Below are 23,388 nucleotides of genomic sequence, written 5' to 3'. Positions count from 1 at the left end.
ACCGTATTTTATGCAAACATTTATTTCTTTATCAAAATGCGCTTGTCTCCAACCCTCCTGGTGACGCCTTTGCTGTCAAAGTATTCAAGCAGCGGCAGAGCGTATTTTCTGCTGCTGCCGGTGGCGTCCCGCACGGCGGCGAGCGTAATGTCGCCTGAAATATTAGCTAACTTTTCTTTGAAATCAGCCTCAATTTCAGGGAAGAGGAGGAAGGCGCCCGTTATCAGCGCCAGCTCTTTTTTTTCTTTGAGGTAGGCGATGATGCGTTTCATCTCCTCCGCGGTGAATCCCAAAGCGGCCTGCGCCTCCTCGATGCTCGGCATGGAGTAGCCAAGCTGGAGGGTGTATTTTTTGAGAGCCGCGACGTTGGCGGAGAAGAGTTCCTCGTCAAATGGTTCAAAGTCGGCGAGCCGAGCCCGGTCGTCGGCAAATTTTATTATTCCCTGTTTTTCAAATAGCGAGAGCAGTTCCCGGGTGAATTTAGTCTCCTGTAAGTCGAGAGCCTTGGCGCATTCTTCGGCCGGCATTCCCTTTCTCTCCGGGTGTTCTCCGTGGAATAGGGCGAGGGCTTTCGTAAGCGTCTCTCCAAGTTCCTCTATCTTTCTTTTTGAGAGCAGGACGGCCTCGCCGCCGCGGATCACGCCGACCTCGGCCCGCGCCTCAAAGGGCGAGACGGCGCGCATGAGTTCGACGAGGCTGACCTCGTTCATCCTCGCGGCGTCCGCGGCGGTTATGATCCCCCTGTAATTTATCAGCGCGAGCAGCCGCTCTTTAAGCGGCGGCTCTTCGGAGAGTTTATCGAGGTATTCCAGCAGGGCGGCTTTTGTCTGTCTGTTTTTTGGACGCTCTCCAGCCGGCATCAGTATCTTTCCGCCGGCCACCGTCACCAGCGGACTGTAGGTCCTCAGGATGAAGCAGCTGTCAACCGAGGCGACCACGGGGTCTTCCGTTATCAGCTGCGCCGCGGAGCTCTCTCCCGGCAGCACCTGTTCACGGTCGAGAAGCGAGACGCGGGCCACGGTATCGGTAGTCCCCACGTGCAGCCGGAGGCGCTGCCAATGTTTGAGCGGCTCCGCTCCCGGCAGGAGCCTGACGTTGACGTCAAGGCATTTAGAGGCGGTGAAGCAGTCTTTAGCGGTCACGACGTCCCCGCGTTTTACGTCGTCCAGCGATATGCCCGCGAGGTTGGCCGCGACGCGCTGGCCTGCCGTGGCGGTGGAGACCGGCGCGCCGTGTACCTGTATGGAGCGCACCTTCGAGAGGATGCCGCGCGGCATGACCTCGACCTCGTCGCCCTCATGTATCTCGCCGTTGATCGCCGTGCCGGTGACGACGGTGCCGAAGCCGGAGATGTGAAAGGCCCTGTCAACCGGCAGGAAGAAGGCTCCCCTGCGGCTCTTGGCGCCGGCCTTTTCCGTCATCTGCTGCAAAGCCCTTTTGAGTTCATCGATACCCTTACCAGTTAAGGCCGAGACGGGAATGACGGGTTTGTCCGAGAGGAAGGTGCCGGCGAGCAGCGACTTGGCGTCGTCGACCGCCATTTCAAGCATCTCTTCGTCGACAAGGTCTATCTTGTTTATCACCGTCAGGCCGTTTTTGATGCCGAGCAGCGAAAGGATGGCAAGGTGTTCGTGCGTCTGAGGCATTACGCCGTCGTCCGCGGCGATGACGAGCATTACCGCGTCGACGCCGGCCGCGCCGGCGACCATCTGGCGAATAAATTTTTCGTGTCCAGGCACGTCTACGATGCTTATCGTCTGCCCCGAGGGCAGGGTAAAGGGGGCGAATCCGAGCTCGATCGTCATGCCGCGTTTCTTTTCCTCGACGAGACGGTCGCAGTCGACGTCCGTCAGGCGCTTGACGAGCGTCGTCTTTCCATGGTCTATGTGTCCGGCGGTGCCGATTACAAAGGGGTATTCGTTGTTTGCCATTTTAATATATGCGCTCCGCCGGCATGCGCAGTATTTCGTCAAGGGCGCTGATTATGCGCCTGTCGTCGCCGTCTCGCATGGTACGCAGATGAAAAAGTATTTTGTCATCCGCGGCGCCGGTGATCACGGGGAAACTTCCTCGCCGCAGCTTTTCCGCGAGTTTACCCGCGCTTCCCATCTCGGGCAGGCGCAGCGCTACGGCGTATCCCGCGAGCACCGACTGGGGGAAGGTGCCGCCGCCTACGGTATCGTTCACGGGTACGACCTCGATCGTCAGCCGCTGTATCCTCGTGCCTTTGAAGTATGTTTTGAGCCTGCGGCTGAATCTCTTCGCCTCTTCGAGCAGCTCCTCTTTTGTCTTGAATATCATGTCGATCGTCGGTATGGCGCGGACGTCGCCGCGCAGATAGAGGCGCAGCGTCGCCTCGCAGGCGGCGAGCGTCATCTTGTCGACGCGCAGCGCGCGCAGCAGCTGGTGGGATTTGAGCTTTTCTATCAGTTCTTTCTTGCCGACGATCGCCCCTATCTGCGGCCCGCCGAGCAGTTTATCTCCAGAGAAGGTGACGATGTCGCAGCCGGCGCGGAGCGAATCCGCGACGGTGGGGTCGTTTTCGCTTGAGAGCCCGGCTGCGGAGGTGTCGATCAGCATGCCGCTGCCGAGGTTCTCCATGAAGATGAGCCCCCTGGAGTGGGCGAGCGCCGCGAGTTCCTCACGCGGCACCGCGGAATGGAATCCAGTGATGCGGTAGTTGGATGGATGTATCTTGAGGAGCATCGCGCACTCTTCGGTGACTGCCTCCTCATAGTCTTTAAGGTGTGTACGGTTTGTCGTGCCGACCTCGACCATTTTTGTGCCCGAGAGGGCCATGATGTCCGGGATACGGAAGGAGCCGCCGATCTCCACGAGCTCGCCGCGCGAGACGATGGATTCTTTGTCCTTCGCGAGCGCCGAAAGAGCGAGGATCACCGCCGCCGCGTTATTGTTGACGACAAGCGCAGCCTCGGCGCCGGTTAGGCGGCAGAGCAGCCATTCGACATGGTTGTTGCGGTGGCCGCGCGCGCCCTCCTCCAGCGAATATTCGAGAGTGTTATATGAGCCGGCGATGTCGAGGACCTCTTTTACCGCCTCTTTTGCGAGCAGGGAGCGTCCGAGGTTCGTGTGGATGACGACGCCCGTAGCGTTGACGACGCGGCGCAGGCTGGGGGTCGATTTTTTCGCCAGCAGCCGACGGGCGTCGTTTTCTATGGATTCAAAGTCAAAGGCGGTGTCCGGGTCTTTCAATATTTTAGCGCGCTGCGCGGCGAGCAGCTCCGTCAGCAGCAGCTTCACAGTCTCGCGGCCGAGTTTTTCCTCATAGGCCGCTACCCACGGCAGAGCCAACAGCTTGTCCATGGAGGGGATGTTTCTCATTATCTTCTGAATGTTCGCGTCCAAGGGAAGTCCTCCCTATTATTATTATATTGATACTGACCTTATAATTGTATATGAAAATCAGGGAAAAGTTATACCAATTCCGCCCAAATTAGGTTTGCGACCCTCATGCCCTTTTTCGTCAGCCGGATTCCCCGCTCGTCGTCTTCGTAGAGATCTCTTGGAAATTTTTGCAGCGACGCGCTCAGGGAGTCAAGAGCCTGCCGCCCGTACCGTTCGGCGAACTCTCTCCGGTCAAGGCCGCGGGTCATTCTCAGCGCCAACACAGCCGCTTCGCGGGCGCTGCGCTCAAAGGGCAGCCGTTCGCTCTCCGCGACCGGCTGCTCACCATTTGCCAGCGCCGCCGCCCAGCGCCGCAGGCTGCCGAAGTTCTTGTAGCGCAGCCCTGCCAGGTAACCGGCGGCTCCCGGCCCCGCGCCGAGGTATTCGCCCTCGCGCCAGTAATTGATGTTATGACGGCTCTCGCGTCCCGGCTTTGCGAAGTTGGCGACCTCATACTGACGGTAGCCCTTGCGCGGCAGATACCACTGCGCCCAACGGTAGGCGGCGTAGCCGTCTCCGAGGGTGTCTTTATCGAGCGAGGCCCACGGCGTGCCCTCTTCCAGCGACAGTTGGTAGAGCGAAATGTGGCTGAGGCCGCAGCGCACCGCCTCCCGCAGTGTGCGCCCCCAGTTGGCGAAGCCCTGGTGCGGCAGCCCGAAGATGAAGTCCGCGCTCACCGAAAATCCCGCGGCGAGCGCCGCCGAAACCGCACCGTACGCCTGACGCGCGCTGTGGAGCCGTCCCATCTGCGAGAGCTCGGCGTCGTCAAAGCTCTGTACGCCGATGCTGACGCGCGTCACGCGCCAGTCGCGCCAAGTGAGCAGGTGTTCCGCCGCTAGTGAATTGGGGTTCGCCTCCACGGTGACCTCCGCCTCCGGCAGGAAGTCAAAGTATCTCTCGATGAGCTTTGTGAGCGAAAGCCACTGCGGACCGCTGAGCACCGTCGGGGTGCCGCCGCCGAAGTAGCAGATCGCAAGCCGCGGTCGTCCCGCCGCCGAGAGTCGGATCGCGAATTCGCGTTCCAGCATCTCCAGCCAGAGATCTGCCTCACCCTCCCGCGGCACGGCGCTCTCAAAGGCGCAGTAGTTGCACTTGCGCTCGCAGAAGGGTACGTGTATATAAAGAGAGGAAGGCGGCATCTTTCGCTGAAAACAGGCACGGAGCCGCCCTATTTGTCTTCCGCCTTGGTGACGTCCATGAAGGCGAGGAAGGCCTCCTGCGGTATTGAGACGCGTCCCACCTGCTTCATGCGCTTCTTTCCCTCTTTTTGCTTCTCGAGCAATTTGCGTTTGCGGGTGATGTCGCCGCCGTAGCATTTCGCGAGGACGTCCTTACGCACCGCTTTGATGTTCATGCGGACGATGACCTTTTTACCGACCGCCGCCTGCACGGGCACCTCGAACAGCTGGCGCGGGATCAGCTCTTTGAGCTTGCCAACAACCGCGTGTCCGCGGTGGTAGGCCTGATCGGCGTGGCAGATGAAGGAGAAGGCGTCGACCGGCTCCTCCTGGAGCAGCACGTCCACCTTGACGAGATTCGCGGCGCGGAAGCCGGTATGGTCGTAATCCAGCGAGGCATAGCCGCGCGTGCAGGACTTGAGGCGGTCGTGGAAGTCGAGGATGAATTCCGCGAGCGGCATGTCGTAGGTGAGTCGCACGCGCTCCGGCGTGATGTAATCCATCGACACATAGGTGCCGCGCTTGTCCTGGCAGAGCTGCATAGCCGCGCCGACGAACTGCTCCGGCATGAAGATCGAAAGTTTTATATATGGCTCGCGTATCTCCTCGATGCGGACGGGGTCCGGAAAGTCGGAGGGGCGGTGCGCCTCAATGATCGAGCCGTCCGTCTGTACGATCTGGTAGACGACGTTAGGCGCGGTCGCCACAAGGTCGACGCCGAACTCGCGGTTCAGCCGTTCCTTCGCGATCTCCATGTGCAGCAGTCCGAGGAAGCCGCAGCGGAAGCCGAAGCCGAGCGCCGCGGAGTTTTCCGGCTCAAAGCTGATCGCAGAATCGTTTATCTGTAATTTTTCCAGTGCCTCGCGGAGCTGGTTGATGTCCTCACGCTCTACGGGGTAGAAGCCGCAGAATACGACGGGCTTGACCTTTTTGTATCCCGCGAGCGGCGTGGCGGCGGGCTTCGCGCTGTCGGTTATCGTGTCGCCCACGTGCGCCTCGTCGATGGTCTTGATGCTTGCGCAGATGAAGCCGACCTCTCCGGGGCCGAGCCGTTCGACCTTTACCATATCTGGTTTGAATACGCCGACCTCGTCGATCTGATAATCGCGCCCGGTCGCCATGAAGCGGACGTTTTTCCCCGCCTCCAGCGTGCCATTCATCACGCGCACGTAGCAGATGACGCCCTTATAGTTGTCATAGACGGAGTCGAAGATGAGCGCCTGCAGCGGAGCTCCGGCCTCGCCGGAGGGCGGCGGCACGTCGCGCACGATCCGCTCCAGCAGCTCGGGGATGCCCTCGCCGGTCTTGGCGGAGACGGGGATCGCGTCGTCGGCGTTGATGCCGATGATCTCTTCCAGCTCGCGCTTCACCTGTTCGGGGTGGGCCGACGGCAGGTCTATCTTGTTTAGTATCGGTACCAGCTCGAGGTCAAGGTCCGTGGCAAGGTAGCTGTTGGCCACCGTCTGGGCCTCTACGCCCTGCGCCGCGTCGACCACCAGTATCGCCCCTTCGCAAGCTGCGAGAGAGCGTGAGACCTCGTAGGAGAAGTCGACGTGTCCCGGAGTATCGATAAGGTTCATGATATATTCGCCGCCGTCCTGCACCCTGTAGTTCATTCGCACGGGAACGGACTTTATCGTAATGCCGCGTTCGCGTTCGATGTCGAGCCTGTCAAGCAGCTGCGCCTTCATGTTGCGTTTTTCTATCGTGCCCGTCGCCTCGAGCAGCCGGTCCGAAAGCGTGGACTTCCCGTGGTCGACGTGGGCGATGATGCTGAAGTTCCTGATATTTTCCAATTTCATTCGCGTAAATTCACTCCCTCAAATTCACACTGTATTTTATCCGATAATGGCGGTGCAGGGCAATGTATAATTTTCTCAACATAGATGATAAAATACAAAGGCGGCATGAGGGAGCCGCTGGTCGTGCGCGCCGTTGATGGACAAACTAAGTTCAATAATGAAAAACAGGTATTTTCCATCTTATTTACCGCGTCCCTGGCACGTCTGATCGGCGGAACATACGTTCTGGTTTTGCTGAACATCTGTGACTGGATCAGCATTTTCCCGTACCGCGAAATTTCCTACGAAAGCATGGACTGCAGATGACGGATAAACGGCACTTTATACATAACACCGATATTGGACAGAATTTTTTGATCGACAGAGGCGTGGTCGAATTTATATTGAAGCGGTCGGAGCCGACGGCGGAAGATGTGGCGCTGGAGATCGGACCCGGCGACGGCGTCCTCACGCGCGGCCTGCTTTCAACGCCGCTTAAGGCGCTCTATTCCGTCGAGGTGGACGAACGGCTGCGCGAGGGGCTCGATAAGATCGCCGCGCGCGACGGGCGCTGCACCTGTTTTTGGGGCGACGCGGTGCAGTTCGACTACGTGCGCGAGTTGCCGGAGCCGCCGACCAAGATCATCGCGAACCTGCCCTATCATATAACGACGCCGCTGATGTGGGCCTTCCTCGAACAGCTGGTTCCCGCGAAGACGGATTACATGCTGCTGATGGTGCAGCTCGAATCGGCGGAGCGCATCGTATCGCCCGCCGGGCACCGCGAACGTTCGCCGCTGGGGATCACCGTCGAGGCGATGGGCAGCGCCGAGGTCGTGAGAAAGATCCCCCCCACGGCCTTCAACCCACAGCCGCGTGTGAACTCCGCGCTCATCGAAATAAAAATAGAGAAAAACAGGGAGCTGGCGAACGACAGGACTTGGCGCGGGCTGCTCTCGCGCTCCTTCACCCAGCGCCGCAAGACGCTCGCGAACAACTGGGCGGTCGGTTACAGCGGAAGCGGCGTGACGCGCGAAAGGGCCTTCGAGATACTGGCGGCGCACGGCCTGAAGCCGACGACGCGCGCGGAGGAGCTTCCTCTCGATAAGTGGTTCGAGCTGGCGGAGGTCCCTGATTTTCGCCTGAAAAACAAAAACAGCGGAGAATAGGTGTGTAAATATGTCATGGAATCTTAGCAAAGTCATCGTCAGCCAAAACGACGGACTGCCCGTCGACTGGCGCGAAATGTCACCCTCCGGGCGCATATTTGTCGAGATCGGTTTTGGCAACGGAGAGTTCCTCGAATATCTTTCCCGCAGCAACCCTGAAGTGCTCATCGTCGGCATCGAGGTCTCTCAGTGGTGCGCCGCGAAGGGCGCGCGCCGGATACTCGCCGCCGGATACGAAAACGCGCGCGTGATGCACGGGGACGCCCGCTTCCTGTTGAGGCACTGTTTTGCGCCGGAGAGCGTGGAGCGCGTCTACATGAATTTCCCCTGCCCCTGGCCGAAGACGAGGCACGCCTCGCGCCGCGTCACGGTGCCCTCATTTTCCGACCTGATGAACTACCTCATCTGCCCCGGCGGGAGCTTTGAGCTTGCCACCGACGTTGACTGGTACGCGCAGGAGACGGCCGAAGTGTTCTCAGTCAATCCGGCCTTCCGCGCCGACCCGGTGGAGATAAATCCACTCCGCCCCTACGTGACCAAGTACGAGCGGAAGTGGAAGGCGATGGGAAAAGATACCTGGCATCTGACGATATACAAGGATACGGAAATTACGGAAAAGCCCGAGGGAGAGGATGACTGGCCGATGGAATGTGAAGCGTCGACAAAAAAAAGCGTGAAGGAAGTTATAGATTCGCTGAAAGACCGCGAGGGCGAAGGCGTCGGCGGCAGGGGCCACTGGGTCTTCCGCGACGCCTTTCTCTCCGACGGAGGCGTCGGCCTGCTGCTGGTGATTACGTCTGACGAGGGATTTGAACAGCACTTCTACCTCAAGGTGATCCCGAACCCGCGCGGCGTTACGATAAAGGTCGACTCGGTAGGGCATCCCTATCGGACGCCCGCGATGAGGGCGGCGCTGCTTAAGGCGTTAGCCGCCGCGGAGCAGCAGTAACCTTTTCCCAGTTTATTGGCATATCAAAAAAGATAGGGCGCGGCACCAAGGCCGCGCCCTATCTTTTTCTTATTATTATCATCATTCTTCTATTTTTTGAGCAGCCGCCTGCCTGTGTACAGGATGGTGACGATCCACGGCAGGAAGGCGACGACGTTCAGCGTAGCCTGCAGCCCGACGATATCGGCGATGATGCCTACGGGAGTGACGAAGAGATTCGCGATACCCCATGAGACTCCGTTGGAAAGCGAACTTACCATGCTGCGGGAGTCGGGACAGCGCCTCTGGGCCATCGCGGTCGTGACAGGCGTACTGGCCTGCAAAAAGGCGAATCCCACCATCAACGAAATCAGGCAGAGGAGGCTTGAGTCATGAAGGCCGACGATGAGAAAGACGGGAGAAATGGCAAGCGCCCCCAATAGCACCCTTTCGTCGCCGATCACATCGGCGAGCTTTCCTCCCACCACGCCCGCTAGCGTGGCCGAAAGAGTGGCGGCGAAAAGCGTCATGCCGCCCATCGCGATGCTGCTGCCGCGTGTAATGAGAAGCGTCGGCAGGAATATTTTGATCGACTGGAAAACGGCGTCGCGCATGCTCGTTATTGAGACGATCCATCCTACCTTGGAGATCAGATAGCGCAGATTTTCAAAAAAATGCTGGCGTGGTCTGGCGCTCATCTCCCGTATCTCGTCCTCCGTGCGCGCCTCCATGTGCCGCCAGATATAGAGGCAGATAAGCGCCACCGCGGGAATGATTGTAAGGGGGAAAAGAGGCTTGCCCAGCATTGAGATCATGAAGACGACATATATCGGCCCGACGGCGCTGCCGAAGCTGCCGCTGGCCTGAAAGAGCGAGAGGTAAAAGGCGAGGGCGTTACCTCCTGCCGCCGCGCCGCACCTGCCGGTACCCTGGGGGTGAAAGAGCGCCGTTCCCACGCTCATCATGCCTACGAAGATAAAGGCCGTACCGTAACTCGGAGCCAGAGGCAGCAATGAGGCGCCGGCCACAGAGAGCAGCGGCCCCCATACTGCGAGCCAGGGACGCCGCAGCTTATCCGCGATAAAGCCGAACATCGGCTGCCCGAATATATTCGTGAGGCCGAAGAGGGCGTTGAGAAAGCCGGCCTGGCTCATCGTCAGGGAGATAGACTTAGCGAGCATCGGGATCACCGTGGGCAGGGCCGTAGAATGCATATCGTTCAGGCCGTACAGGAAAATCACGCCGAAAAGCGTTCTCTTATTCTGGTCCGAAATGGAAGTGTTTGTCCGTGCGGTGCTCATAATGTAAAATTTCCTCCAATATCTCTATGTACAGTGAACATGTTCACTATTATACTCTTTGCATGAGCCGTTGTGGGGGGATGACCGTGAAAGAAATGAGACCGACGACCGGCAAGGTGATGCTGGCGCTCTTCAATATACTGGGAAACATTCACGGCAGGAGCTTTCTCGACCTCTTCTCCGGCAGCGGCCAGATAGCGCTGATGGCGGCGAAAAAGGGTGCGGGGTCGGTGGTCTCCGTCGAATCTGAACGGAAGCGCCACGCGGAGATCGTGAAAAAGGCGCCGTCCTCCGTGAAATGCCTCTGCTTTGACGTACGGCGCGCCGTCGCGCGCTTTGCGAAAAACGGCGAAGAATTCGATATAATATTCGCCGACCCGCCTTACAATTTGGGCTGGGGAGAGGAATTTCCCAAACTGATGGCGGCGAACGAGAGTATCTTAGCGTCCGGCGGCGTTATAATCTTTGAACATTCCGAAGAGGAAGAGCCCGCCGCGATGGACGAGACAAAGTGGGAGCGCGAGGACAGAAGATACGGCGGCACCGTGCTCAGCTTCTACAGCAGGAGGAATAACGATGATTAGGGCAGTATATCCCGGGTCCTTCGACCCGATAACCAATGGTCACATATACATCTCCGAACGGGCCGCGGCTCTCTTCGACGAACTCATCGTCGCCGTGCTCGTGAACCCGGAGAAACGCTCCACCTTCAGCGAGGAGGAGCGGCAGATCATGGCGCGCGAGGCGCTTGTGCATCTGCCGAACGTCAAGGTCAAATACTTCAACGGCCTGCTCGTCGACTTTATGCGCCAGCAGCAGAGCCGTATCATCATCCGTGGTCTGCGCGCCCTCTCCGACTTTGAGTACGAATTCCAGCTAGCGCAGATGAACCGGCAGCTCGCTCCCGAGATAGAGACTTTCTTCATCGTCACCGACGCGAAATACTCCTACCTCTCCAGCCGCGCGATCAAAGACGCCTTCCAGTTCGGCGGCGCGGTGCGCGACATGGTTCCTCCTGGGGTCTACCGCCGCCTGCGCGAGAGGATACCGCCGCGGAATTTGTAATGAACATTTAAAAATAAAAAACTACAGACTGAGCCCGCGCTGTGCGCGGACTCGTCTGTTTGTTTTTTGCCGTGGCGCTCCATGATTAAGTGCCGTGATTTAGCCCGTATGCTGCGGAGGTAAATTTGCTGGGGGCAGGCGCCTATATTTTTAGCCCTGTTTTATCCTTGCTCCGGTCGTTTATACCATTATTACCTTTCTTTTATGCTCCTCTCCGAAACGTCCGTTAGGTATCAGCTCTTCCCATAATTCGCAGGCCAGCGCCTCGTAGCGCGCGGTCTCCGCGGTGTACCGCGAAAGCCGCGCCGCCTTGCCGTATGTCGTCACGACGGGCAGCGCCGCGCCATCCCGCATCTTGTGGAGCAGACGCCGGCCCGTTTCGTTCATGCCGAGCACGCGGATGTACGGCGGTCCCAGGCGCTGGGCGGCGCGGTTCGTCCAGTGGCTGAGTCCCAACAGCGTATGTATCGCCGAGCGCCGGATGCGTCCCGCGGGGTAACGTTTGGAGGTGCAGGCACAGCACCATTCGGCGAAACTCGCCGCCTCTCTTGCCGCCTCGCGCATTCTGTATTCGAGCCCCTCGCTGATCTCCGCGTATTTTGCCAGCTCTTCGGGGGCCGTCCGCAGCAGCAGGGCGCGCAGCAGCCTCCATAATGTGTTATGGCCGACGCAGGCGCGGCCATCTTTCAGCGCGTCTGCGAGAATATCCTTCGCCGCCGTCGGCATTTGTGAAAGCGCCGCCTCTTTTTCTCCGGCTCTCAGCGCCGCGCGTATTGCCGTGGCGCTGGCAAACTCTTCGAGCTCCGTGCTGTTGTAGGCCGCGCCGAGGCGTTTGACCGGCACGGCTCGCATGTCGTAGCTTTTTTCCTTTATCCTCTTTATATACGAGAGCGCCAGCGTGTTGTTGCTGCCCGCAAGCAGCGCGGCGCTTCCGGGGAGCATCTCTTCCGCCGCGCGCGCGCGCGCCTCGACATAGGAGAGGCCGCACGCCAGATGTTTTTTCAGTAACGGCTTGAAAGGTTCGGGTTCTTTTAGTAGAATATCAACAATACTATCCACAAGGCAGTCTGGATTCTCCACGCCGAATGAGAGGTGCGTCACCACGCCGGTCGCGGCGAGTATGTCCACGGCGGCGTTTGCGAATACGCCGGCGTTGTGCGAGGAGAATATCACGGGCAGCTCGATAACGAGATCGACGCCGCAGCGGAGGGCGGCCTCCGCTCTTGTCCATTTATCCAGCAGGGCCGGTTCGCCGCGCTGAACGAAATCGGAGGAGAGAACGGCGGCCACGGCCTCGGCGGAGCAGAGCTCGCGGGCCTTTTGTATGTGATAGAGGTGCCTCTTGTGGAGCGGGTTATATTCGGCAACAATCCCGGCGACGGGGTAGAGCATAGAGATTCACCGTCCTTTACTGTGCATTAGGATACCATAAAGGGGCGGTACAATCAGATTAAGGGAGGCAATTCGGTTCTAATGAAAATTCTTGTTCTCAATTGCGGCAGCTCGTCTTTGAAGTATCAGCTCATCGAAATGGACGGCGAAAAGGTCCTTGCGAAGGGGCTCGTCGAGCGTATCGGCATCGAAGGCTCGCGCATCAAGCACACCAAGACCGGTATGGACGCGGTAACGCGCGAAGTTCCGTTCCCCAACCACTCGGCGGCCATCAAATACGTCCTCGACATTCTCGTCGATCCTGAGCTCGGCGTGCTCAAGAACCTCGACGAGCTTTACGCCACCGGCCACCGTATAGTTCACGGCGGCGAAAAATTCACCAAGTCGGTGCTTGTCACGCCCGAAGTCGTCAAGGGCATCGAAGAGGTCATCCCCCTCGCGCCGCTTCACAATCCCGCCAACCTTCAGGGACTCAAGGCCGTCATGGATGTCCTTCCCGGAAAGCCGAACGTCGTCGTCTTCGACACCGCCTTCCATCAGACGATGCCGCCGAAGGCCTTCATCTACGGCACTCCCTATGACTGCTATGAGAAAGACCGCGTCCGCCGCTACGGCTTCCACGGCACCAGCCATGGCTATGTGGCGCACCGCGCCGCGGAGATCCTCGGCAAGGACATCAAAGACCTTAAGATAATCACCTGCCATCTCGGCAACGGCAGCTCGATCACTGCGGTGGACGGCGGCAAATCGGTCGACACCTCGATGGGCTACGGTACGGCGGAGGGCGTCCTGATGGGCACCAGAAGCGGCAATATCGACCCCTCGGTCATGATATACCTCATGGAGCGTTACGGCGACGCGCAGAAGGTCAGCGACATCGTCCACAAGCAGGCCGGGCTCCTCGGCGTCTCCGGTATCTCCAGCGACCTGCGCGACGTTGAAGAGGCGGCGGCCAACGGCAACGAGCGCGCGAAGATCGCGCAGGATATCCTCATCACCGGCGTGAAAAAGTATATCGGTTCCTTCGCGGCTGAGATGGGCGGCGTGGATGTAGTTGTCTTCACCGCCGGCATTGGCGAGAACGGCATCGGCTTCCGTAAAGAGGTCTGCGAGCAGATGGAATTCATGGGCATCAAGATCGATCCCGAGAAGAATAACTGCCGCGGCAAAGAGGTCGTCTTCAGCACCCCCGATTCAAAGGTCACTGTGATGGTCGTCCCGACGGACGAAGAGATGGCGATCGCGCGCGATACCAAGAGATGCGCGGAGGAAGCGAAGTAAGAAAATAATGGAAAAATATCTGGAAGAGGCTCCCAAAAGCTGGAAGTACCGGCTCGTGCTCGCCGCCGTTCCCAAGGACGGCGCTCCGTACGAGGACAGCTTTTCTGTGCACATTGACAGGCCGGTGAGCTACTGGGACCAGATATACACATTCCTCTCCGACCCGAAGGTGCGGGTGGAGGCTTACCGTTCGGAGGGGCGCGTGCTTGTCACCGTCTCCCTTCGGACGGAGGTCAGCGTGCCCTGCGCGCGCTGCCTGGAGCCCGCCCGCGCTGAGGTTGGCGGAGAGCTGCGGTACATTTTCTCTCTGCGCCGTGACGAGCAGCAGCGGGAAAAGGCTGAGGAAAACAAAGACGGAGAAGAGGAGATCATCATCCTTGATTCATGGGAGGATGAGATCGATCTGGGACAGCTCATCTGGGAGGTCCTTATCACCGCGCTGCCCGGCGCGGTACTCTGCTCGCCGGACTGCTTGGGGTTATGTCCCCAGTGCGGCGCCAACCTCAACTTGGGTCCCTGCGGATGCAAAAAGGAGAGCCGTGACCCGCGTTTCGATGTTCTGAGAAATTTTGTGGAAGATAGCGGCAAATAGTACTGCAAAAAAACGAAATTAGTGATAAAATTATTCAATTGGAAAAGTGTTCCGACGGAGTTTTTAGTGTTTACTGGTTAAACCGCTTTCGTCTCGTCTGATGTCCGGCGCTTATTTCGCTGAGTTAGACGTTGTTGCCGTTAAGGTTCCGGTTGGGCGAAGCGTATAATCAATTACGTTGTAGCCACCGGCGGAATTGCCTGTGACGCGGTAAGTGAGATAGAAAATCTTTGATTTTCATATATTGAACTTAGTTTGTTCATCAAGGGCGTATATAAACAGTGGCTTATTTTAAGGGGGGAATAGAAGATGGCAACACCTAAGAGGCGAGTATCCCATGCCCGCACACACAACCGCAAGGCCCATTGGCTCGGTGAGCTCGAGGCCCCCAGCCTTACGGCCTGCAAGCATTGCGGCGAAATGATCCAGACCTACCGCGCCTGCCCGGCGTGCGGCTACTACAAAGGCCGCCAGGTCGTTAAGATCGCTGAAGAAAAGACAACAGATTAAGGAGCGCCTGTCGCCGTGTTTTAGCGCGGCGGAGAGGTGGCTTTCTGTTTGGCAGCCAGACGGGACGGCGGTCAGTCGTCCCGATTTTTGTACGGTTTTCCTTCGGCCGTAAGCGCAGCCGCGAAACGATGGCCGGATCGGATTACGAAATCAATCCTTTTCGCCATGCCTGCAGCGCCAAACTAAAAACTGCGGGTGGCGGAATAGCCGCTTTCTATTTGTCACGCCCTCCTGTTTTTACTAGGAAGTACAATGGTTTTCGCCGTTAACGAAAATATAGAAAACTTTCATAAAAGAAATGCCTCATACTCAGTAAATTATAAAATTTCCTATTGACAACAATCCTAAGATATAATATCTTGTCTGGTGTTATGATCAGCTCTTAATTGAGCGGTAGATTTTATAAGTTTATTGATCAAGGCTGTTTCTTTAAGGAGAAGCAAATGCGTTCGGAAGGCAGAAAACAGAGGCACAGGCAGCTTATAAAACTGATAGAGTCAAATCCTCTGATGACGGACGAGGAGATATCCTCGGCGCTTGGCGTCAGCCTGAGTACTGTGCGCCTCGACCGGGTGCTGCTTGCGATTCCCGAGCTGCGCGAGCGGATGCGCTCGATGGCGGAGCACGCCACGAGCCGCCTGAAATCGCTCTGCGCGGATGAGGTCGTCGGGGAGCTTGTGGGGCTTGAGCCAAATAAATGGGCCCTTTCGATGCTTTCGACAAATCCGGAGATGGCCTTTCGGCAGACGGAAATGGTCAGCGATTATTATATCTACGCGCAGGCCGCGCTGCTGGCGATCGCGACGATAGATGCCGAAATGGTGGTAATTGCGACGGCGCGCCTCAAATATTGCCAGCCCGCCTATTTGGGAGACAAAATCATCGCCCGTTCGAAGGTCGGCACGCATAAGGGAAACAAATATGTCGTCAGCGTCCATTCGCGCAGCGGCGACAGGGAGATATTTGTCGGACGCTTTGTGGTCGCCGCGATAGACGCTCACAATAACGAAAAATTGGGGGACGAAATATGCTGATAGCACTGGATGCAATGGGCGGAGACCACGCGCCCGAGGAACCGTGCAAAGGCGCGATTCTTGCCTGCAGAGAAAAGCCTCACCTCTCGATCGCGCTTGTAGGCGACAGCGAAAAGATAAAGCCGCTCATTGAAAAGGCGGAGAGAAACGTACGTTCCAGGCTTAATATAGTTCATACCGACGAGGTGATAAGCGGCAGTGATTCTCCCTCTCTTTCGATCAGGAGGAAGAAAAACTCCAGTCTCGTAGTAGGGTTTGAAATGGTCCGCTCCAAGGAGGCAGACGGCATCGTCTCCTCCGGCAATACCGGAGCGATCGCGGCGGGCGCGGTGCTCCTTCTCGGACGCATTCCTGGAATAGACCGCCCCGGGCTTGGCGCGGTGCTGCCGGTGCTCAACCGCTCAACGCTGCTTATGGACGTAGGCGGAACGGTACGCTGCAAGCCGATCAACCTGCTGCATTTCGCGCAGATGGGTTCTATATATATGAAGCTTTTTCAGAATGTTGAAAATCCCTCTATCCGTCTGCTCAGCAACGGCGAGGAGATGACGAAGGGGGACGACGTGATCTCCGCGGCGCGGGAGCTGATAGAGGCCAGCAGCCTTAACTTCCAGGGATACGCGGAGGGCAAGGATATTCCCAACGGCGTATCCGACGTCGTCATCTGCGACGGTTTCACCGGCAACGTGATAATCAAATTCGGCGAGGGGCTTGGAGAGCTGTTGAAGAGCCAGTTTAAAGAGGAATATATACACCACACACTGCCGAAGATTGGACTTTTCTTTATGTGGCCCGCGATGAAACGGGTGATGGGCCGTTTTGACTGGGAGAAATACGGCGGCTCCCCCGTGCTCGGCGTAAACGGAAGCGTTGTCAAGGTACACGGACGCTCCAAGGCAAACGCCATAGCGCACGCCCTTACGGGAGCGGCCAATTTTATAGAACGTAACGGTGTTGACAGAATAAGAGAAGAAATAGCGCGAGGAGTACAAAATGGCAATAATTAATGGATACCCCGTGAAAATCGCGGGAACCGGGAAATATATCCCGGAAAAGGTAATGACTAATTTTGATTTTGAGAAGTTTCTTGACACCAGCGACGAATGGATACAGAGCCGCACCGGCATCAAAAAGCGCCACATCGCCGCGGATGACGAAAGATGCAGCGACCTGGCCTACAAGGCGGGGTTGGCGGCGCTGGCGGACGCCGGGCTGCAGCCGGACGATCTGGACCTTATAATTGTCGCTACGGATACTCCCGACACCTATTGTCCATGTACCTCGGCGAAGGTGCAGGGCAAGCTGGGCGCTAATAACGCCGGTGCCTATGACGTCCTGGCTGGATGTACGGGAAGCCTCACCGCGATGCTGACGGCGATCGGCGGCGTTGCGAGCGGCGTTTGGAACAACGTGCTTGTCATTGGCGCGGAGGATTTCACGAGCGTTCTTGACTGGAATGACCGTTCGACCTGCATTCTCTTCGGCGACGGCGCGGGCGCGTGCATCCTTACGCGTTCGGAGGAGGGCGGCCCCCGCTTTGTCTCCGGCGAAATAGTGGCTGACGGCAACAAATATGACCTGATAACGATAGACAAAGAAGAGGGCATTCCCTCGCCGGTTCTGCGTATGAAAGGCTCTGAAGTGTTCCGTTTCGTCAATACGCACCTGCCTCCTTTCCTCAAGAATTTCTGTGAAAAATCGGGGATAACTCCGGCGGAGGTGGATTTCTGGGTGCTGCATCAGGCCAACACGCGAATCATTGACGGCCTCTTCAAGCGTCTCGGCGTCTCCACCGACCGTACCCTCGTCAATCTGGAAAATTATGGAAATACATCCGCCGCATCTCTGGTAGTGACCCTCGACGAATCGATGAAAGAGGGCCGCTTAAAGAGAGGGGAGAAGGTAATGTTCACTGCTTTCGGCGCGGGTATGACCCTTGGAGCGCTGCTCTACGAGGCGTAAGGAGAGATACGATGTTTGAACAAAATCCGGTAACGAACCTGCTGAAAATCAAATATCCCATCATACAGGGCGGAATGGCTTGGGTCGCGGACGCGGACCTCGCGGCGGCGGTCAGCAACGGCGGCGGTCTTGGAATAATCGCCGCGGCTAACATGCCCGCCGACCTTCTGGAGCAACAGCTGATAAAGATCAGGACTCTGACCGATAAGCCCTTCGGGCTTAATATAATGCTGCTGTCGCCGACGGCCGACGACGCGCTGGAGCTTGCCGCGAAGCATAGTGTCCCCGTAGTGACGACAGGCGCGGGTATGCCCGGCAAAGTGCTTGACAAGCTCAAGCCGCTCGGCACGACCGTCATTCCCGTCGTCGCCTCCGTTTCGCATGCCGAGCGCATCGCCAAGCAGGGCGCGGACGCGGTGATCGCCGAAGGCATGGAGGCGGGCGGACATATAGGAGAGATCACGACCATGAACCTCGTGCCGCAAATTGCGGACGCCGTAAATCTCCCCGTGATCGCCGCGGGCGGCATCGCTGACGGACGCGGCGCGGCGGCGGCATTTGTGCTCGGGGCTGCGGGCGTTCAGATGGGTACGCGCTTTGTCTGCGCCGAAGAGTGTAACGTACACATAAATTATAAACAAAAAATAGTCAAGGCCAACGACCGCGCCACCGCGGTGACGGGACGCTCTCTTGGGCATCCGGTGCGCGCGATAAAAAATAAATTCATCAAACAGTACGAAGAACTTGAAAAGAGGGGCGCTTCTGCTGAGGAGCTGGAGGCTCTCGGAGCTGGAAAGCTGCGCCTTGCCGTCGTTGATGGGGATACCGAGATGGGTTCCCTGATGGCGGGACAGTCCGCGGGACTCGTCCATGCCATTGAACCGGCGGCCGTCATTATAGAGAGCGTTATCTCTCAGATGAACAACATTCTTTCAGAAATGGCGAGGTATAACAGATGAAATATGCCATGATATTTCCCGGCCAGGGCGCACAGCGTCCCGGAATGGGAAAGGACATTTACGAACGATACATCTCGGCGAAGAGGATCTTCGACGAAGCCGACGAGGCACTTGGATTTTCGCTCAGCGACATCATCTTCAACGGAACTCCTGAGGAGCTGGCCCACACGGAGATCACCCAGCCGGCGATCCTCACCGTCAGCGTAGCGATGTTCAGGGCGCTTGAGCAGGAGTTCGGTACAGCCGTAGAACCCTACTGCATGGCGGGGCACAGCCTGGGCGAATACACGGCGCTCGTAGCCTCCGGCGCGCTGTCGCTGGCTGACGGCGTGCGTCTCGTACACAAGCGCGGAGGCCTCATGCAGGACGCCGTCCCGCTTGGAGTGGGGTCGATGGCGGCCATCATCGGAATGGAACTCTCCGACGTCAGCGCCATCTGCGCCGAGGCGGCGAAGGGAGAGGTATGTCAGGCGGCTAACATCAACGCGCCTACGCAGATCGTTATCTCCGGACATGCCGGAGCGGTAGCACGCGCAGTCTCCCTCATCGAGCAGAAATACACCGCTAAAGTGGTGCCGCTGCGGGTAAGCGCGCCCTTCCACTGCGACCTGATGCGTCCGGTGGCGGATAAGCTCAAAGAGGCGTTCAAGAGTATTGAGTGGCACGAACCAAAATTCCCCATTATCGCGAACGTGAACGCCCGCCCTGTTCAGAAGATCCCCGCGGTGCGCGAGGCCCTTTACAACCAGACCTTCTCGCCCGTAATGTGGTCTCAGTCTGTTCTTGAGATGGAGGGCGAGGGTGTCGAGGGATATATCGAACTAGGCCCCGGCAGCGTCCTCTCGGGGCTTGTGAGAAAGATATGCAAAGGCAAGCGTCCCTATGCGGTGTCAACCTCGGAAGAGCTCATGATCGCCGCCGACTACCTTAGAGGCATGAACAATGGATAAGAAAGTAGCGCTGGTGACCGGAGCGGGACGCGGCATAGGCCGTGCCATCGCCCTGGAGCTTGCTAAGAACGGCTGTTCCGTGGCCGCCAACTACAGCCATTCCGAAGGCCCCGCGAACGAAGTCGCCGCTGAAATAAGGGCGATGGGATGCGAGGCTGTGGCCGTCAAGGCCAACGTCGGCGACGCCGCCGAGGTGAAAGAGATGTTCAAGACGGTGTCGGAACAGCTGGGCGCCGTAAACATCCTGGTCTGCAACGCGGGCATTACGAGGGACAACCTCCTCATGCGCATGAAGGAGGCCGAATGGGATGACGTGATAGACACCGACCTCAACTCGCTATTCTACTGCGCTAAAGAGGCGGTGCGTCCAATGCTCAAGGGGCGCTGGGGGCGCATCATCGCCATTACCTCCGTAAACGCGCTGCGCGGAAGCGCGGGGCAGTGCAACTACGCGGCGGCGAAGGCCGGCATGATCGGCTTCGTAAAGAGCCTTGCGCGCGAAGTTGCCGCGAAAGGCATCACCGCCAACGCGATCGCGCCGGGGTTCATCGATACGGATATGACCTCCATGCTCTCTGACGAACTAAAAGAAAAATTTGTCGAATCGATACCGGCGGGCCGTGTGGGAACTCCGCAGGACGTGGCCGGAGCCGTCGCCTTCCTTGCCTCTGAAAACGCCTCATACATACAGGGACAGGTCATAGCGGTTGACGGCGGCATTACAATGTAGTAAAACGGTTATAAAGCCATAATAGGCTTTTGACATAAACAAAAAAATCAGAGAACGAATACTCGTAAAGGAGAGATATGCTATGAAAATGGAAGAAGTACAGAGCAAACTTAAGGAAATCGTAATGGACCGCCTTAACGCGGAAGAGGATCAGATCAAGCCGGAAGCCTCGTTTGTTGAAGACCTCGGCGCCGACTCGCTCGATATCGTCGAGCTCATCATGGGAATCGAAGAAGAATTTGACATCGAGATCCCCGATGAAGACGCCGAAAAGCTGACGACCGTCGGCGAGGCGATGGAATACGTTAAGACGAAGCTTGCAGTCGAAGACTAAGAAAAGCATTGGGGGACTGCTCTGTAGTCCCCCCTCTTACTCAGGAGGGAGCCTATGACGCCAATGAACAACAGAAGAGTGGTAATCACAGGTTGCGGTGCTGTCACCCCAATCGGAATCGGAAAAGAAGCATTCTGGAACGCCCTTGAGCGCGGGGAAAACGGCGCCGATTTCATAACATTATTCGATACAGCCCAGCATACTACGAAAATAGCCGCCGAAGTAAAAGAGTTCAATCCGGAAAACTGGCTGGATAAAAAAGAGGTTCGCCGTACTGACCGCATCATCCATTTCGCGGCGGCGGCGGCAGACCTGGCGGTGGAAGATTCAGGACTTGACATAGAGAAACTTGATAAGAACCTATTCGGCGTCTATGTGGGCAGCGGAGAGGGCGGCATTCATACGCTCGAAGAAAACTCCCGCGTACTCTACGAAAAAGGCCCCAACAGGGTCAGCCCCTTCATGGTGCCGATGATGATCACCAACATGCCCGCCGCCTACATCGCCATCCGCTTTGGCGCTAAAGGGCCGAACATGGCGGTTGTAACAGCCTGCGCGAGCTCGATAAACAGCATGGGCGAGGCCTACAACTGCATCGCGCGCGGCGACGCCGACGTGATGCTCACCGGCGGCGCTGAGGCGGCCGTATCGCCGCTTGCCACAGCCGGATTTGCCTCGCTTAAAGCTCTCTCGAACAGAAACGATGACCCCAAGCATGCCTCGCGCCCCTTCGACGCCGAACGCGACGGCTTTGTGATCGGCGAGGGCGCGGGAATACTCGTGTTTGAAGAATATGAGCACGCCAAGGCCCGCGGCGCGCATATATACGCCGAAGTGACCGGCTACGGCCTCTCATGCGACGCGCACCACATCACCGCTCCAGATCCCGACGGCGACGGAGCATACCGCGCGATGGCGATGGCCGTCAGAAAGTCGGGCTGGCAGCCTGAGGAAATAGATCTCATAAACGCTCACGGCACCTCGACGCCGCTCAACGACAAAATGGAGACGATGGCGATCAAGCGCCTGCTGGGCGAAGATAACGCGAAAAAAGTTCTCGTCCACTCTACGAAATCGATGGTCGGCCACGCGCTTGGCGCCGCCGGCGCCATTGAGACGATTGCCACGCTCCTTGCGATAGACAAAGGCATAGTCCATCCGACGATAAACCAGATAACGCCCGACCCTGACTGCGACCTCAACACCGTTCCCAACAAAGCGGTAGAGACCAGGGTCGACCGGGCGATAATAAATAATTTCGGCTTCGGCGGACATAACGGAGTACTTGCCATCCAGAGCTGCAAAGACTGATAATGAAGACAGACAAAGGGCGCGAAGAACTTCTTCGCGCCTTTCAAAAAAAACTGCGCTACCAATTCAGCGATATAGACCTCCTTCAAGAGGCGCTGACCCATTCCTCCTACGCGAATGAAAACGGCGTCAAATTCAACGAGCGTCTGGAATTTCTCGGCGACGCCGTTCTAGAGCTCGTTACCTCAAACAGACTTTTCCTTTCCTATCCCGACTACGACGAAGGCCAGCTCACGCGCCTGCGCGCTCAGATAGTCTGTAAAAACAGCCTGAGCCTCTGGGCCGCCGAGATGGGCGTCAAAGGCCTCATTAGGATAGGCAAAAGCCTCGTAAAGTCGGGACCGACGGATTCCATTGCCGCCGACTGCGTCGAGGCGCTCTTTGGGGCGATATTTATCGACGGCGGATTTCAGAATGCCGCTGAAGCCGTCTCAAACTTCCTGCAAACCAAGCCGGAGATATCTGGGGCCGCCGTCGTCAAAGACCCCAAGACCGAACTCCAGGAATACTTTCAGCAGCAGGGGATGGACGTGCCGCGCTACGAAATGCTGGAGCGCGTCGGTCCGGACCATGCCTCAAACTTCAAAGTGCGGCTCATGGCGGGAGATAAAATCCTCGCCGAAGCCTGGGGCGCGTCGACCAAAGAGGCCGAATTCAAAGCCGCGGAAATCGCGCTGGAAAAAATACACGAGTAGGGGATATCCCGTATGGTCGATATCCAGTGACGGAGGTTAAAAAGTCAGCTAACGGAAAACGAGGCTTCGTAATCGTCACCGTGCTTATCTTCGGCGGCGTACTTATGATCTGCGCGTCGCTTGCCTTCCAAGCGGCAACGGCAATGTTTGAGGAAAATGCCTCTGTTGCCGGACGGTCGAGAATTGAAAACGCTACCGCGCAAGCTTCGGCGCTGGCCGAAGAATGGCTGCGGGTAAATATAAAAGATATCGCCAAAGGAAACTATTTCGCCATCTCCGCCGAGCCGGCGGAGATCCCCGTCTTGGATATCCCTAAGGGTTTCTTTCAAATAATGACGGAGGAATATCCGAACTATAACTTTTCCTGTCAGACAATAGACCTTCACTATGCCGATAAATTCACCGCCTCCGCCGACAAACTGCGCGTTCCGCGCATCCCGCCGACAGAGACGCCAGGCGGCGCCATAGAGAGAGCCTACATACAAAAAGTCACCGTAACACCAGCTGAAAACAAAAACGCCGCTTATACCTATACAAAGAGCCTGAGAGCGATAAAAGATACCTCGGGTGATATCCGTTGTATAGTCGTGGGGGTAACCGATTAAATTCGGCGGCGGGGTATAGTTGCTGTGTAACAAGTGGTAGAAGAAGCAGCTTATTCAGATATGTAAACATACATAAAGATACAAATAATAATCACATTAGACTACAATTAGATAGAATAAAAGGAAACTAATAACTTAAAATAAATATTTAGCATTCAAAGGTGCACAGCCCGCGACCCGTTATGAGATGGCCTCGGTAGTAGCGC

At 57.4% G+C, this 23,388-nt stretch carries 24 protein-coding genes; 18 read left to right on the top strand and 6 right to left on the bottom strand.

Features of this window, described 5'->3' with window-relative positions; translation table 11 throughout:
- Window positions 1-20: 20 nt before the first annotated feature.
- The 4 genes from selB to lepA all read right to left on the bottom strand — a co-directional run bounded on the left by selB (window position 21) and on the right by lepA (window position 6,385).
- Window positions 21-1,931 (bottom strand): selenocysteine-specific translation elongation factor, encoded by a 1,911-nt coding sequence (gene selB, locus LIO98_RS00320; protein WP_291952318.1) that lies wholly within the window; start codon window positions 1,929-1,931, stop codon window positions 21-23.
- Between the two features lies 1 nt (window position 1,932).
- A complete protein-coding gene (gene selA, locus LIO98_RS00315; RefSeq protein WP_291952317.1) occupies window positions 1,933-3,366 on the bottom strand; it encodes an L-seryl-tRNA(Sec) selenium transferase in 1,434 nt (477 codons plus the stop codon).
- A 68-nt stretch (window positions 3,367-3,434) separates the two neighbouring features.
- Window positions 3,435-4,544, bottom strand: coding sequence for a radical SAM family heme chaperone HemW (gene hemW, locus LIO98_RS00310; RefSeq protein WP_291952316.1), 1,110 nt, complete (start codon window positions 4,542-4,544; stop codon window positions 3,435-3,437).
- Window positions 4,545-4,573: 29 nt separating this feature from the next.
- Window positions 4,574-6,385 (bottom strand): translation elongation factor 4, encoded by a 1,812-nt coding sequence (gene lepA, locus LIO98_RS00305; protein WP_291952315.1) that lies wholly within the window; start codon window positions 6,383-6,385, stop codon window positions 4,574-4,576.
- Window positions 6,386-6,469: 84 nt separating this feature from the next.
- Between lepA and LIO98_RS00300 the strand changes: the two genes are divergently transcribed.
- Genes LIO98_RS00300 through trmB form a run of 3 tightly spaced genes read left to right on the top strand, consistent with a single transcriptional unit; the run spans window position 6,470 to window position 8,482 of the window.
- On the top strand, window positions 6,470-6,691 hold the full coding sequence (locus tag LIO98_RS00300; protein WP_291952314.1) for a hypothetical protein: 222 nt from the start codon (window positions 6,470-6,472) through the stop codon (window positions 6,689-6,691).
- Window positions 6,688-7,533 (top strand): 16S rRNA (adenine(1518)-N(6)/adenine(1519)-N(6))-dimethyltransferase RsmA, encoded by an 846-nt coding sequence (gene rsmA / locus LIO98_RS00295; RefSeq protein ID WP_291952313.1) that lies wholly within the window; start codon window positions 6,688-6,690, stop codon window positions 7,531-7,533. Before LIO98_RS00300 ends, rsmA begins: the two co-directional genes overlap by 4 nt.
- Window positions 7,534-7,543: 10 nt before the next feature.
- Window positions 7,544-8,482 (top strand): tRNA (guanosine(46)-N7)-methyltransferase TrmB, encoded by a 939-nt coding sequence (gene trmB, locus LIO98_RS00290; RefSeq protein ID WP_291952312.1) that lies wholly within the window; start codon window positions 7,544-7,546, stop codon window positions 8,480-8,482.
- A gap of 89 nt (window positions 8,483-8,571) precedes the next feature.
- Here trmB and LIO98_RS00285 read toward each other — a convergent pair whose 3' ends face one another.
- The gene (locus LIO98_RS00285) at window positions 8,572-9,762 is read right to left on the bottom strand and encodes an MFS transporter (protein ID WP_291952311.1); all 1,191 of its coding nucleotides are present in this window, start codon (window positions 9,760-9,762) and stop codon (window positions 8,572-8,574) included.
- Between the two features lie 95 nt (window positions 9,763-9,857).
- On the opposite strand from LIO98_RS00285, the gene LIO98_RS00280 reads away from it, so the two are divergent.
- The gene (locus tag LIO98_RS00280) at window positions 9,858-10,346 is read left to right on the top strand and encodes an RsmD family RNA methyltransferase (protein WP_291952331.1); all 489 of its coding nucleotides are present in this window, start codon (window positions 9,858-9,860) and stop codon (window positions 10,344-10,346) included.
- Window positions 10,339-10,827 carry a pantetheine-phosphate adenylyltransferase gene (gene coaD / locus LIO98_RS00275; protein WP_066744103.1) on the top strand — a complete coding sequence of 163 codons (489 nt, stop codon included), beginning with the start codon at window positions 10,339-10,341 and terminating at the stop codon, window positions 10,825-10,827. The genes LIO98_RS00280 and coaD overlap by 8 nt, the downstream gene beginning before the upstream one ends.
- A 180-nt stretch (window positions 10,828-11,007) precedes the next feature.
- Here the strand turns inward: coaD and LIO98_RS00270 are convergent, their stop codons facing one another.
- Entirely contained in the window at window positions 11,008-12,219 is a 1,212-nt protein-coding gene (locus LIO98_RS00270; RefSeq protein ID WP_291952310.1) for a nucleotidyltransferase family protein, read from the bottom strand.
- 81 nt (window positions 12,220-12,300) lie between these two features.
- On the opposite strand from LIO98_RS00270, the gene LIO98_RS00265 reads away from it, so the two are divergent.
- The 13 genes from LIO98_RS00265 (at window position 12,301) to LIO98_RS00205 (ending at window position 23,182) form a co-directional block, all read left to right on the top strand.
- Window positions 12,301-13,500, top strand: a complete 1,200-nt coding sequence (locus tag LIO98_RS00265; RefSeq protein ID WP_291952309.1) for an acetate kinase — start codon at window positions 12,301-12,303, stop codon at window positions 13,498-13,500.
- A gap of 7 nt (window positions 13,501-13,507) precedes the next feature.
- A complete protein-coding gene (locus tag LIO98_RS00260) occupies window positions 13,508-14,092 on the top strand; it encodes a DUF177 domain-containing protein (protein ID WP_291952308.1) in 585 nt (194 codons plus the stop codon).
- A 309-nt stretch (window positions 14,093-14,401) separates the two neighbouring features.
- Window positions 14,402-14,602 carry a 50S ribosomal protein L32 gene (rpmF, locus tag LIO98_RS00255; protein WP_066744112.1) on the top strand — a complete coding sequence of 67 codons (201 nt, stop codon included), beginning with the start codon at window positions 14,402-14,404 and terminating at the stop codon, window positions 14,600-14,602.
- Window positions 14,603-15,045: 443 nt separating this feature from the next.
- Window positions 15,046-15,636: a transcription factor FapR gene (gene fapR / locus LIO98_RS00250; protein ID WP_066744114.1), complete on the top strand. Its 591-nt coding sequence runs from the start codon at window positions 15,046-15,048 to the stop codon at window positions 15,634-15,636.
- Window positions 15,630-16,643: a phosphate acyltransferase PlsX gene (gene plsX / locus LIO98_RS00245; protein ID WP_291952307.1), complete on the top strand. Its 1,014-nt coding sequence runs from the start codon at window positions 15,630-15,632 to the stop codon at window positions 16,641-16,643. The genes fapR and plsX overlap by 7 nt, the downstream gene beginning before the upstream one ends.
- Window positions 16,630-17,598, top strand: a complete 969-nt coding sequence (locus LIO98_RS00240) for a beta-ketoacyl-ACP synthase III (RefSeq protein ID WP_291952306.1) — start codon at window positions 16,630-16,632, stop codon at window positions 17,596-17,598. The genes plsX and LIO98_RS00240 overlap by 14 nt, the downstream gene beginning before the upstream one ends.
- Before the next feature lie 11 nt (window positions 17,599-17,609).
- Window positions 17,610-18,557 carry an enoyl-[acyl-carrier-protein] reductase FabK gene (fabK, locus tag LIO98_RS00235; protein ID WP_291952305.1) on the top strand — a complete coding sequence of 316 codons (948 nt, stop codon included), beginning with the start codon at window positions 17,610-17,612 and terminating at the stop codon, window positions 18,555-18,557.
- Window positions 18,554-19,507 carry an ACP S-malonyltransferase gene (gene fabD, locus LIO98_RS00230; protein ID WP_291952304.1) on the top strand — a complete coding sequence of 318 codons (954 nt, stop codon included), beginning with the start codon at window positions 18,554-18,556 and terminating at the stop codon, window positions 19,505-19,507. Before fabK ends, fabD begins: the two co-directional genes overlap by 4 nt.
- Window positions 19,500-20,237, top strand: coding sequence for a 3-oxoacyl-[acyl-carrier-protein] reductase (fabG, locus tag LIO98_RS00225; RefSeq protein WP_291952303.1), 738 nt, complete (start codon window positions 19,500-19,502; stop codon window positions 20,235-20,237). The genes fabD and fabG overlap by 8 nt, the downstream gene beginning before the upstream one ends.
- 82 nt (window positions 20,238-20,319) lie before the next feature.
- Complete coding sequence (gene acpP / locus LIO98_RS00220; protein WP_008711266.1) at window positions 20,320-20,571, top strand: acyl carrier protein; 252 nt, start codon at window positions 20,320-20,322, stop codon at window positions 20,569-20,571.
- A gap of 54 nt (window positions 20,572-20,625) precedes the next feature.
- Window positions 20,626-21,882 (top strand): beta-ketoacyl-ACP synthase II, encoded by a 1,257-nt coding sequence (gene fabF / locus LIO98_RS00215; protein WP_291952302.1) that lies wholly within the window; start codon window positions 20,626-20,628, stop codon window positions 21,880-21,882.
- A gap of 2 nt (window positions 21,883-21,884) precedes the next feature.
- A complete protein-coding gene (gene rnc, locus LIO98_RS00210; protein WP_291952301.1) occupies window positions 21,885-22,577 on the top strand; it encodes a ribonuclease III in 693 nt (230 codons plus the stop codon).
- Window positions 22,578-22,603: 26 nt separating this feature from the next.
- The gene (locus tag LIO98_RS00205; RefSeq protein ID WP_291952300.1) at window positions 22,604-23,182 is read left to right on the top strand and encodes a hypothetical protein; all 579 of its coding nucleotides are present in this window, start codon (window positions 22,604-22,606) and stop codon (window positions 23,180-23,182) included.
- Window positions 23,183-23,388: the final 206 nt, after the last annotated feature.

Origin of the sequence: Cloacibacillus sp., from assembly GCF_020860125.1 — a bacterium.
In the GTDB taxonomy this organism is placed as follows: domain Bacteria; phylum Synergistota; class Synergistia; order Synergistales; family Synergistaceae; genus Cloacibacillus.
The sequence above is the reverse complement of the archived record's forward strand: the minus strand, read 5'-3'. Positions and strand labels throughout refer to the sequence as shown.

Bases quoted from the DNA above. Each gene is read 5' to 3' on its own strand.
- selB (WP_291952318.1), bottom strand. From the start codon at position 1,931: ATGGCAAACAACGAATACCCCTTTGTAATCGGCACCGCCGGACACATA.
- hemW (WP_291952316.1), bottom strand. From the start codon at position 4,544: ATGCCGCCTTCCTCTCTTTATATACACGTACCCTTCTGCGAGCGCAAG.
- lepA (WP_291952315.1), bottom strand. From the start codon at position 6,385: ATGAAATTGGAAAATATCAGGAACTTCAGCATCATCGCCCACGTCGAC.
- LIO98_RS00300 (WP_291952314.1), top strand. From the start codon at position 6,470: ATGATAAAATACAAAGGCGGCATGAGGGAGCCGCTGGTCGTGCGCGCC.
- rsmA (WP_291952313.1), top strand. From the start codon at position 6,688: ATGACGGATAAACGGCACTTTATACATAACACCGATATTGGACAGAAT.
- trmB (WP_291952312.1), top strand. From the start codon at position 7,544: ATGTCATGGAATCTTAGCAAAGTCATCGTCAGCCAAAACGACGGACTG.
- LIO98_RS00285 (WP_291952311.1), bottom strand. From the start codon at position 9,762: ATGAGCACCGCACGGACAAACACTTCCATTTCGGACCAGAATAAGAGA.
- LIO98_RS00280 (WP_291952331.1), top strand. From the start codon at position 9,858: ATGAGACCGACGACCGGCAAGGTGATGCTGGCGCTCTTCAATATACTG.
- coaD (WP_066744103.1), top strand. From the start codon at position 10,339: ATGATTAGGGCAGTATATCCCGGGTCCTTCGACCCGATAACCAATGGT.
- LIO98_RS00270 (WP_291952310.1), bottom strand. From the start codon at position 12,219: ATGCTCTACCCCGTCGCCGGGATTGTTGCCGAATATAACCCGCTCCAC.
- LIO98_RS00265 (WP_291952309.1), top strand. From the start codon at position 12,301: ATGAAAATTCTTGTTCTCAATTGCGGCAGCTCGTCTTTGAAGTATCAG.
- LIO98_RS00260 (WP_291952308.1), top strand. From the start codon at position 13,508: ATGGAAAAATATCTGGAAGAGGCTCCCAAAAGCTGGAAGTACCGGCTC.
- rpmF (WP_066744112.1), top strand. From the start codon at position 14,402: ATGGCAACACCTAAGAGGCGAGTATCCCATGCCCGCACACACAACCGC.
- fapR (WP_066744114.1), top strand. From the start codon at position 15,046: ATGCGTTCGGAAGGCAGAAAACAGAGGCACAGGCAGCTTATAAAACTG.
- plsX (WP_291952307.1), top strand. From the start codon at position 15,630: ATGCTGATAGCACTGGATGCAATGGGCGGAGACCACGCGCCCGAGGAA.
- LIO98_RS00240 (WP_291952306.1), top strand. From the start codon at position 16,630: ATGGCAATAATTAATGGATACCCCGTGAAAATCGCGGGAACCGGGAAA.
- fabK (WP_291952305.1), top strand. From the start codon at position 17,610: ATGTTTGAACAAAATCCGGTAACGAACCTGCTGAAAATCAAATATCCC.
- fabD (WP_291952304.1), top strand. From the start codon at position 18,554: ATGAAATATGCCATGATATTTCCCGGCCAGGGCGCACAGCGTCCCGGA.
- fabG (WP_291952303.1), top strand. From the start codon at position 19,500: ATGGATAAGAAAGTAGCGCTGGTGACCGGAGCGGGACGCGGCATAGGC.
- acpP (WP_008711266.1), top strand. From the start codon at position 20,320: ATGAAAATGGAAGAAGTACAGAGCAAACTTAAGGAAATCGTAATGGAC.
- fabF (WP_291952302.1), top strand. From the start codon at position 20,626: ATGACGCCAATGAACAACAGAAGAGTGGTAATCACAGGTTGCGGTGCT.
- rnc (WP_291952301.1), top strand. From the start codon at position 21,885: ATGAAGACAGACAAAGGGCGCGAAGAACTTCTTCGCGCCTTTCAAAAA.